Source organism: Desulfovibrio sp. SGI.230 (assembly GCF_050313065.1).
Lineage (GTDB): Bacteria > Desulfobacterota > Desulfovibrionia > Desulfovibrionales > Desulfovibrionaceae > Desulfovibrio.
The window spans coordinates 1-8,908 of sequence record NZ_JBNPKS010000023.1 but is presented as its reverse complement, the minus strand read 5'-3'; the positions used below and the strand labels follow the sequence as shown (position 1 = coordinate 8,908).

At 60.4% G+C, this 8,908-nt stretch carries 9 protein-coding genes and 1 pseudogene; all 10 read right to left on the bottom strand.

The annotated features are described in order from the left end of the window. On the bottom strand, positions 1-223 hold a 223-nt coding region (locus tag ACQRAG_RS11675; RefSeq protein WP_427805335.1), incomplete at its 3' end, for a hypothetical protein. A 208-nt stretch (positions 224-431) separates the two neighbouring features. Then, positions 432-770 (bottom strand): SMR family transporter, encoded by a 339-nt coding sequence (locus ACQRAG_RS11670; RefSeq protein ID WP_006006369.1) that lies wholly within the window; start codon positions 768-770, stop codon positions 432-434. 12 nt (positions 771-782) lie between these two features. Then, on the bottom strand, positions 783-1,172 hold the full coding sequence (locus ACQRAG_RS11665; RefSeq protein WP_204626330.1) for a DMT family transporter: 390 nt from the start codon (positions 1,170-1,172) through the stop codon (positions 783-785). Positions 1,173-1,729: 557 nt separating this feature from the next. Next, positions 1,730-2,464 (bottom strand): 1-(5-phosphoribosyl)-5-[(5-phosphoribosylamino)methylideneamino]imidazole-4-carboxamide isomerase, encoded by a 735-nt coding sequence (gene hisA, locus ACQRAG_RS11660; RefSeq protein ID WP_204626329.1) that lies wholly within the window; start codon positions 2,462-2,464, stop codon positions 1,730-1,732. Then, positions 2,461-3,120 (bottom strand): hypothetical protein, encoded by a 660-nt coding sequence (locus ACQRAG_RS11655; RefSeq protein WP_204675339.1) that lies wholly within the window; start codon positions 3,118-3,120, stop codon positions 2,461-2,463. Before ACQRAG_RS11655 ends, hisA begins: the two co-directional genes overlap by 4 nt. Beyond that, positions 3,120-3,710 carry an imidazoleglycerol-phosphate dehydratase HisB gene (gene hisB, locus ACQRAG_RS11650; RefSeq protein ID WP_204675343.1) on the bottom strand — a complete coding sequence of 197 codons (591 nt, stop codon included), beginning with the start codon at positions 3,708-3,710 and terminating at the stop codon, positions 3,120-3,122. The genes ACQRAG_RS11655 and hisB overlap by 1 nt, the downstream gene beginning before the upstream one ends. Before the next feature lie 368 nt (positions 3,711-4,078). Then, positions 4,079-4,843 (bottom strand): annotated as a pseudogene (gene tatC / locus ACQRAG_RS11645) (twin-arginine translocase subunit TatC); the annotation flags it as partial. Between the two features lie 530 nt (positions 4,844-5,373). Then, entirely contained in the window at positions 5,374-5,850 is a 477-nt protein-coding gene (locus tag ACQRAG_RS11640) for a twin-arginine translocase TatA/TatE family subunit (protein ID WP_427804205.1), read from the bottom strand. A 181-nt stretch (positions 5,851-6,031) separates the two neighbouring features. Then, the gene (bla, locus tag ACQRAG_RS11635) at positions 6,032-6,997 is read right to left on the bottom strand and encodes a class A beta-lactamase (RefSeq protein WP_427804206.1); all 966 of its coding nucleotides are present in this window, start codon (positions 6,995-6,997) and stop codon (positions 6,032-6,034) included. 546 nt (positions 6,998-7,543) lie between these two features. Further along, positions 7,544-8,908, bottom strand: a 1,365-nt coding sequence (locus ACQRAG_RS11630; protein ID WP_427804207.1) for a tetracycline resistance ribosomal protection protein Tet(W), incomplete at its 5' end; no start/stop codon positions are given.

Below are 8,908 nucleotides of genomic sequence, written 5' to 3'. Positions count from 1 at the left end.
CGCACCCCTCCCTTCCAAAAACTTTTGCCGCTGGGTCTGCCTTTTGCCAGCGGGCCTGTGCATGGATGGGAATGGGGCTGCCTTGGCTGTGAAGAGGCTTAAATCGAAAATATTGTAAGGTAGCGGTGTCGCCATCGACATCCAGCGGAATAGTATTTGCGAATTTTCGGGCCTGGCACGGAAAGCACAGATGGTATTTTATGGAGCCATCAAGCCTTTTCAAGGCGTCCTTCCTCCTACCGGCTGTTGATGGGGCAGAATTTTTTCCAGAGCAGGAACATCCCTCAACTTGCACCAGCCATAAAAAAAGACTGCCTGTGATGCAGGCAGTCTTGATGGGCGGTTTTTGGGGAAGGAGGGGGCGAGGGGGAGGAGCCCCTTTTTTCCGCAAGGAAAAGGGGGTCCCTCCCCCTTCATTATGCCTCGTGATGCTAACTCGTGCGCAGCAGGATCATGCCGATGATGAGCAGTCCCATACCGGCAAAGGCGCAGGGCTTGAGGCGCTGGCGCAGGAAGAGCCAGCCGCACAGCGAGGTGCCCAGGATACCGAGGCTGCCCCACATGGAGTAGGCCACGGCCAGGTCCATATACTGGACGGCCAGAGAGAGGCAGTAAAAGGCCAGACCGACCAGGGCCAGAGCGGCAATACCGATCAAGCGCTTTTTGAAGCCATCAGAACGGGCCAGCATGAGGTTGGCGGCCACGTCCAGAGCCGCGGCTGCGGCCACCAGGCCCGCGGAAAGGATGAGATGCAGCGTTTCCGTATTCATGGGGAGCTCCTTCTAGCTGGCGGTGCGGCTGGTATCGGAGGACGTATCCTTGTCCTGGACTGTGCCGTGATGGACCAGCAGGGCGCCGCTCAGGGCGCAGAGCAGGCCGGCCAGGCGCTGCAGGGAAAAGGGCTCGTCCAGGATGTAGATGCTGGAGAGTGTGATGAGAGCCAGCCCCAGGGCCTCCCAGAAGGCAAAGGCCACGCCTACGGGCAGGCCCGTAGTGGCTTTGGCGAGGGAGTAATAGGAAAGCCCGATGGCTATCCACATGAGGACAAGACCGGCGAGGGCAGCGTGGGCAAAGCTCCAGCCAAAGGAGAGCTTCATGACGGTGGTACCGGCCACCTCAAAAACGATGGCCGCCAGCAAACAGAGCCAGTGATAGGGACGTGTGGGATTCATGATGCACCTTTCAGGATATGCGGTCGAACGCAAAGGGCTCCGCAACGACATTGCGGAGCTGCTACAGACGTGCCGGTCCGGAGCGGACCGGCAGAAAGGGCATCGGGATTACAGATGGCTGCGCCAGTGTCGCTCTGCCATGACGGCGAAGAAAAGCCGGGAGAGTATGAGCAGAGGATGTTGCATCTTTATATGATAAGCTAGAAGTAGAGATGAGGCAAGTTTGGTGCGGGAGGCCCGGATAAAGGCCCTGGATGAGGACGCAGGGGCAGGAAAGAGGTGATGCGGGTCTCTCTACTTATCGAGTGCAGCAAAGTAAGCCGGAGAGCCCATACAGGACGAAAACGTAGCCGGTTGCTATAGGCGAAAATAGATAGGCGCTGCATGCAAAGCAGGCGATCTGAAGGACGGCAGATTCGGACAAGGGCACGAGCGCGGATGACAGAAAAGGAATCCCGCCAGAGCCGGGCATCCCATCTGCATCGGGGAGAGCAAAGACATAAAAAAGGGAAGGAGATGGTATCTCCTTCCCTTTGCTGTTTGTGGTATCCTGAAAACTACTGCTGGGCAGCGATCCAGGCGTTGGCTTCCACAAGGTCAAGCGTACCTTCGTACAGGGCCCGGCCGCTGATGGCACCTTGCAGGTTGGCCTGCGTGCTGAGCGGGTACAGGGCCTGTACGTCAGCCAGCGTGGCCACGCCACCGGCAGCGATGACCGGCACGGTGGAGGTCTCGGCCAGATGGCGCAGGGCCGTCAGGTTGACGCCGCACTGCATGCCGTCACGCTCGATATCCGTATAGATGATGAAGGCCGCGCCGTCTTCCTGCAGGCGGGGCAGGACATCGTCCACGCTCAGACCGGCATCGGCCACCCAGCCCTTGGTCTTGAGGCGTCCGCCCTCGGCATCGAGGGAGACCCCGATCTGCCCGGGAAAGGTCTTGCAGAGGGAAGCAAAGGCTTCGGGCTGCTCCAGGGCCATGGTACCGATGATCAGGCGCTGCACACCGGCTTCGAGATAGGCACGGGCCGTCTGTTCGTCACGGATGCCGCCGCCCAGCTGCACGGGGATATCCAGCTCCCGGCAGATGTTGCGCACGATGTCCCGGCTTTTGGGCAGACCGTCGAAAGCGCCGTCCAGATCGACCACATGCAGCCAGCGGGCGCCCTTGTCCCGCCAGGCCACAGCAGCGGCCACAGGATCGGGGGAAAACACGGTGCTCTCGTGGGCACGTCCCTGTTTCAGGCGGACGGCCTTTCCGTCCTGGATGTCGACAGCGGGAAAGATAATCATAAGTTCAGATCCTTTACAGCCTTGATCATGGCTTCGCGGGCCAGCTCTTCAGCAGTGACCCACTTGCCCTGGCGTTTGAAGAAGTCGCCCACGTTGAGCAGGTTTTCCGTCAGGCCCTGCTGCTCGACCTCGTAGACAGAGTGACCGATGATGTTGCCTTCCTTGATGTTCAGCAGGAAGAACTCCAGCCGCACATGGGCGGGTTCGGTGACACCGGCCGCCGAGCCCTGACGGTCCCGCCAGGTGAGGACCTGCGGGATGAACAGGATGTCCGCCGACGTCTTGCGGGCGTATTCCACCCACAGGGGCAGGGCCTGGGGACGCTCCGAGGTGTGGAAACGCTTCAGGTCCGGCAGGGGACGGGTTCGGGGCAGGAAGTCATAGGAACGTTTGGTCGTGGTGTACAAAACATCACGCAGCTGGCGGTCCTGGGCGATCAGCACGTCACGGGCGGCCAGGGCCTGCGGCTGGGGAAGCTGGCCCATGATGAGCTGGCTGATGTCGCGGGGCTGGGTGAAGGGCGCCACCGCGATCTTGTACTGATGGGACAGCGAGCGCGGCACGTCCGCCGTGCTGGCAGGTTTACGGTTGCAGCCGCCCGTCAAGACCAGCAGGGACAGAAGCGCACACAATATCCACAGGAAACGGTTCTTCATCAATCCAGCCCTCCCTTGGTGCTGCGGATGACGTTCCCGCTACGCCGGACCGCCTGAGCGAGCGCCAGGCCCAGGCTTTTGGCGACGGATTCCAGAAGGTGATGGCCATTTTTGCCATAATGCATGGTCACATGCAGGTTGCAGCGGGCGCTGCTGGCAAAGGCCTTGTAAAACTCCCGCCAGAGGTCTTTTTCCTCCCCGGCGATGACCGGGGGCAGGAGTTCATCACCGCGCCATTCCAGCCAGGGGCGGCCGGAAAGGTCGATGGTGACATCGCTCAGGGCCTCATCCATGGGGACGCGGCCGTAGCCCACACGGGCGATGCCCACACGGTCCCCCAGGGCTTCCAGCACGGCCTGGCCCAGGACCAGGCCGATGTCCTCGGCGCTGTGGTGGGCGTCGATGTGCAGATCGCCCTGACAGCGCAGGTGCAGGTCCATTCCGGCCCAGAATGCCGTCAGGGTCAGCATGTGATCCAGCATGCCGAAGCCGGTCTGGATATCGGTCTTGCCCGAGCCGTCCAGGGTAAGGCTCAGACTGATGTCGGTCTCGGCGCTTTTACGGGCATGCCGGGCCGAACGCTGGGGCAGAGTCGCTTCCATCATCATTCCTTGTCCTTGGCAGGCGTTGCGGAATCGTCGTCAGCGGCAGGGACTTCCGCCACGGAAGCGGGATCGTCCTGCTGTTCCGCAGGTGTGGCCGTATCGGCAGCATCGGGCGTGAGGCCTTCCTGCTCCACAGGATGGTCCTCAGTCCCTTCGGGGAGTTCCTCGGACGTCCGTTCCGTTTCAACCGCTTCGGCCGTAGGGCTTTCGGCCGTCTCCATGGCGGGGGCGGGCGTTTCTTCTTCGGGCGGCATACGCTGGGCGTCGTCATCGCTCATGGCAGCCACCGTGGCGGCAGCTGCGGCAGCGGCCGCGACCGTCGTGCCGTCCGGTCCTTCGGGAGCGGGAGAGGCGGGTGCAGGGTCGGCCGGAGCGGGATCGCCGGGCGTCCCTTCTCCCTCATCCTTCTTTTCCTTCTTCTTGCGACCAAAGGCCGCAGCCACGAGGATGCTGATCTCATAGAGCAGCAGCATGGGCATGGCCATGAGCAGCTGGGAGACCACGTCCGGCGGCGTCAGGATGGCGGCCACGATAAAAATGCACAGAACGGCATAGCGACGCGCCTTGCGCATCATCTGGGCCGTGATGACCCCCATGCGGGAAAGGAAGAAGGAGAACAGGGGCATCTCGAAGATGAGGCCGAATGCCAGGAGCAACTTGATGACGAAATCAAGGTAGTCCGTGATGCGTGGCATGGCCTGGATCTGCTCGGACGAGAAGCCCAGGAAGAAATTGAACGCGTAGGGGAAGACGATGAAGTAACAGAACACGCCGCCACCAATGAAGAAGATGGCGGAAAGCAGGGCTATGGGCAGCAGGCCCTTTTTCTCTTCCTCGTACAGCCCGGGGGAGATGAAGGCCCAGATCTGATAGAAGATGTACGGGCTGGTCACGAACAGGCCGGTCACGAAGGCCACGAACATGCGCACGAAGAAGGGTTCGGGCAAGGTGGTGTACATGGCCGTGCCGTGTGCGGGCAAGGCGCTGAGCAGCGGGGCCGTGATGAAGTTGAAGATGGGCTCGACCACCGTCCAGCAGAGCAGGAAGCCCACACCGGCGGCGATGAAGCAGCGCACCAGGCGCCAGCGCAGCTCGTTGAGGTGATCCATGAGGCCCATGGTCTTTTCTTCGGGCTCGGGCGTCCCGCCGGCACCGGCAGCAGCCGTGGCAGGCGGGACGGGCGGCTGGCCTGCGTCATCACCACCTTGCGGCGCGGGAGCGGCCACGGCATCAGGAGCCGGAGCTGCCGTATCCGGCAACGGGTCGGCAGGGGCTTCTGCCGCTGCGGGGGCAGCATCGTCTGCCTGGGCTTCGGGAGCGGGGGCGGCAGGCTGTTCCACAGGGGCGGGGGCTTCCTCGGCTTCGGCCCGGGCCTTGGCAAGTGCCTGGGCCAGAGGGCTGTCCGCCGGAGGTTCAGGGATGGCGGCTTCCCCGTCCTGAGCAGAGGGCACGGTGCCTTCCTGTTCGGTCAGGGGGCCCGTCTGTTCCGGTTCCGTAGCGGAGGCCACGACAGGAGCGGCCTTTTCCGCAGCCGCTTCGGGCAGATCTTCGCCTGCTGCGACCGTTTGCGGGGCCGCAGAAGAGAGGGGAGCGTCCTGTTCGGGAGTCGTGACCGTGACGGTCAGATCCTGTTTGTCCTGGGTGGTGCTCATGCTTTTGCTCCACTGGCAGGCGTGGCGGCATTACCGGCTTCGGCCTGGGCCTTGGCAAGGGCCTGGGCCAGAGGACTGTCCGCAGGCGGTACGGGCGCGGCAGAGGGGACGACTTCCGGCTGGACAGCAGGACGGGCCGCGGTCTCCGTGGCGGCAGGCGCAGCGGCAGGAGCTGTCTGGGCCTGGGAGGCTGCGGGCTGTGCGGCGGCCTGCGTCTGGGCGGCTGTTTTGGCCGCGTGCTCAGCACGGGCTTCAGGACTGAAAAATTCCTTTTCAGCTTCCTGCTTGCGTTTGAGATGCTCCTCCTGCTCCACTTCCGCATTCAGCGTGCGCTGAAAATCGGTGGAGACGCGGCGGAATTCTCCCATGGCCTTGCCGAGGGTGCGGGAAACACTTGCCAGGCTCTTGGGCCCCAGCACCACGAGGGCCACAAGAAGGATAACCAGAAATTCCGTACTGCCGATACCGAACATATCTTCCTCTGCTGTTAGTCCTGTGCGTCATGGACGCGGAAATGCTAAAACGCAAAATTACCTGAGCCCGCAGGCCTTGTAAAGTACACCGGCCGCCTGCCGCATCCTCTCTTCGGCAGGCCGGGGCTCTCCGTATGCCAGGGTGTCGATGCTCTCAAGGCATCGTATCCCGGAAAGGAGGTCAGGGCCGTGCGGCACCGTCCCGCAGCAGCATGGGCTGCCGTGCCAGCCAGTCCACGGACAGGCGGGTGATGTCCGTGATGAGGGAGAGGTTCGTTTCGGGGCTCTCCAGCGAGTTGCAGAGGAAGACCGCCAGAGCCACATAGCGGCCATCGGGCAGGCGGAAAAAGGCCAGGTCGTTGTCCGCAAGCTTGACCCCCTGGGCCGTCCTGTCGGAAGAACCGGTCTTGTGTCCGGCGGTCATGCCCTGCGGCAGGCCCTCGAGGATCTTGCCGGGCAGGGCGGGCGTCTTGGCCATGATGCCCGTCATGAAGTCATTGTGCGCCTGAGGGATATCCGGGGAGCTGAAAAAGCCCAGCAGCATCCGGGCCATGCTGCGCGGCGTGCCCCAGTTGGCATACTGGTTGTAGATATTCTGGTGCATCCAGTCTTCGTTGTGGCCGATGAAGACACTGTCCGCTCCCAGACGACGCGCACAGGCCTCCACCACGGACGGGCCTCCCACATATTCCATCAGGATGTCGCAGCCATTGTTGTCGCTGAACGTGATGGTAGCGTGCAGCAGCTCTTGCAGGCTGAGCCTGACGTCCCGCTGGCCGTATTTGTCCCGCAGGGGACTGTGCGTATCGGGATGGAGCTGTCCGGCACGCACCGGGATCCGGGTGGTCAGCGGCGTATGTTCCTGTTGCATTTTTTCCAGCACAGCCACAGCCAGCGGGAATTTGATGACGCTGAGCAGCGGGAAGGGCGTATCCATGTGGACACCGGCACAGAGACCGTCTTCGGTGAGCAGGGCCACACCGGCCAGGGCTTTTTTGTCCCACATCAGGGCATGGATGTCCCGTTCCAGAGAGAGGGCGTCCACGGCGGCTTGCGGCGTAGCGGGCAATCCTTCAGCGGCCCGGAGGGGCAGGGCAGGGGAAAGCAGGGCCAGGGAGAGCAAAAGGACAGGGAAGATGCGTGACATGGGAAGCTCACAGGGATGCAGTGTTGTATGGAGATGTCCGGGAAGGCGGACAGGCCATGACCGTATTTTTCGGCAGGATAGGGACTGCCCTCGGTCAGGACAAGAGAAAATGTGCGATCCCGGACCGGACCTGCAGGGGATGGTATCGATGGTGGAGAGTAGGGAACCGGTGGCTATGCGCCCACTGCGTGATGTGGAAGAAGGCGGGCTGGCCTAGTCTTTGTGATCAGCACATACAAAAAAAGAGCTGACAGACTGTCTGTCAGCTCTTTTTTCATGCTGTCTTCACAGTGCGGCGACACTGTGCCCGGGAGCAGGACAAGAGGCCTGCCGATCCGGCATTATTCCCACTCGACAAATTCAAGTATATGAGGAAGTATTTCTCTTGAATTTACAGGTAAAATATTCGCAAATTTGCTAATATTTTACCTGCTATTTTCGGCTGTCAATTTTCTTAGTATCAAAATAGTATCACAAGAGGCTGGAAAATGCAACAGAATTATGTGGAGCTCTACATAATTCTGTAACCTTCTTTGCTGTGGTGTATCAAGTAATCTTACTGAACATATGGCGCACCTTGTCCAGGCGGCTGTTTGGACGGCGGGGCTGGATGACCGGCTCGCCGACAGCGGCCTGATACCCTTTCAGTTCTGTAAGACATACGCTCCGCCCGTTGGTGTAAAAGGCCAGATCAGTACGGTATGCCTGTATATAGCGGGCGGGAATTTCGCCAGTAAAGACAACTTCATCCTTTTTTACCTGGGCCGTTTCGATAGCGGCACAGTATTTTGGCGCATCGTGATAAGCCCTGGAAAGGTATTCCTGGGGCGCATAGAGGGTGAACGAGAGATAAGGTTCCAGCAACTGCGTTCCTGATTTCTTCAATGCCTGTTCCAATACAATCGGGGCCAATGAGCGAAAATCCGCCGGCGTGCTGACCGGGCTATAATAAAGCCCGTATTCAAAGCAAATCTTACAGTCCGTTACGTTCCAGCCGCACAAGCCTTGTTCCAGCCCGTAACGGATACCATCCATGACAGCGTTTTGAAAACTCTGGTTCAAGTATCCCAGGGAAACCCGGCTCTCGTATTGTACACCGGAGCCAAGCGGGAGCGGCGTAACAGACAGTCCGATGGATGCCCAAAATGGGTTGGGCGGCACCTCAATATGGATAGTGTGGCTGGCTGCTTTGAGCGGCCGCTCTAAATAAATGACGGTAGGTTCCTTCACCGCTGTTTCAATCTTGTACTTTTCTGCCAGCAAAGCGGAAACAACCTCCAACTGCACCCGGCCCAAAAAAGAAAGAATGATCTCATGGGTGATGGAATCCACCTCGTAGCGCAAAAGCGGGTCAGTATCCGCAATTTGCGTAAGAGCGTCCAGCAGCCGTTCTCTTTGCGCTGCCGTTTTCGGCGTGATCGTCGTCCGCAGCATGGGGAGGGGGGCATCGCACCACCTTTCACGAGGAAGCCGGGTGTTGTCCCCTAATACGTCGTTTAATCCCACGCTGTCGCTGGGAAGGATGACAATTTCGCCCTTGTGGGCGGTGTCTGTCCGAACAATCTCCCCTTTGGATGGAATACGCATCTCTGTGATTTTCAGCTTTTCTCTCCCGGCCAGGGCCACCGTATCCCGCAGGCGCAGCGTTCCGCTGTATAGCCGCAGATAGATAAGCCGCTGGTCACAATCTGTATACTCCACCTTGAAAACGTTGCCGCATAGGGCGGCGCTCCCCTGTTCCCCAATCGGTTGGAACAGCCCTGTCACCGCATCCATCAACGGTTGAATGCCAAGGCCCTTTTTGGCGCTGCCGTGATAGACCGGGAATAGGGAGGCGTCTTGAACCCGCCGCTGTTCCTCCTGCGCAAGTTCTTCCCGGCTGATTGGTTCTCCTGCGATATATTTTTCCAA

What these genes read in the sequence shown, in the direction of transcription:
- ACQRAG_RS11665 (WP_204626330.1), bottom strand. Translation starts at nt 1,172, where the DNA reads ATGAATCCCACACGTCCCTATCACTGGCTCTGTTTGCTGGCGGCCATC.
- bla (WP_427804206.1), bottom strand. Translation starts at nt 6,997, where the DNA reads ATGTCACGCATCTTCCCTGTCCTTTTGCTCTCCCTGGCCCTGCTTTCC.
- ACQRAG_RS11670 (WP_006006369.1), bottom strand. Translation starts at nt 770, where the DNA reads ATGAATACGGAAACGCTGCATCTCATCCTTTCCGCGGGCCTGGTGGCC.
- hisA (WP_204626329.1), bottom strand. Translation starts at nt 2,464, where the DNA reads ATGATTATCTTTCCCGCTGTCGACATCCAGGACGGAAAGGCCGTCCGC.
- ACQRAG_RS11640 (WP_427804205.1), bottom strand. Translation starts at nt 5,850, where the DNA reads ATGTTCGGTATCGGCAGTACGGAATTTCTGGTTATCCTTCTTGTGGCC.
- ACQRAG_RS11655 (WP_204675339.1), bottom strand. Translation starts at nt 3,120, where the DNA reads ATGAAGAACCGTTTCCTGTGGATATTGTGTGCGCTTCTGTCCCTGCTG.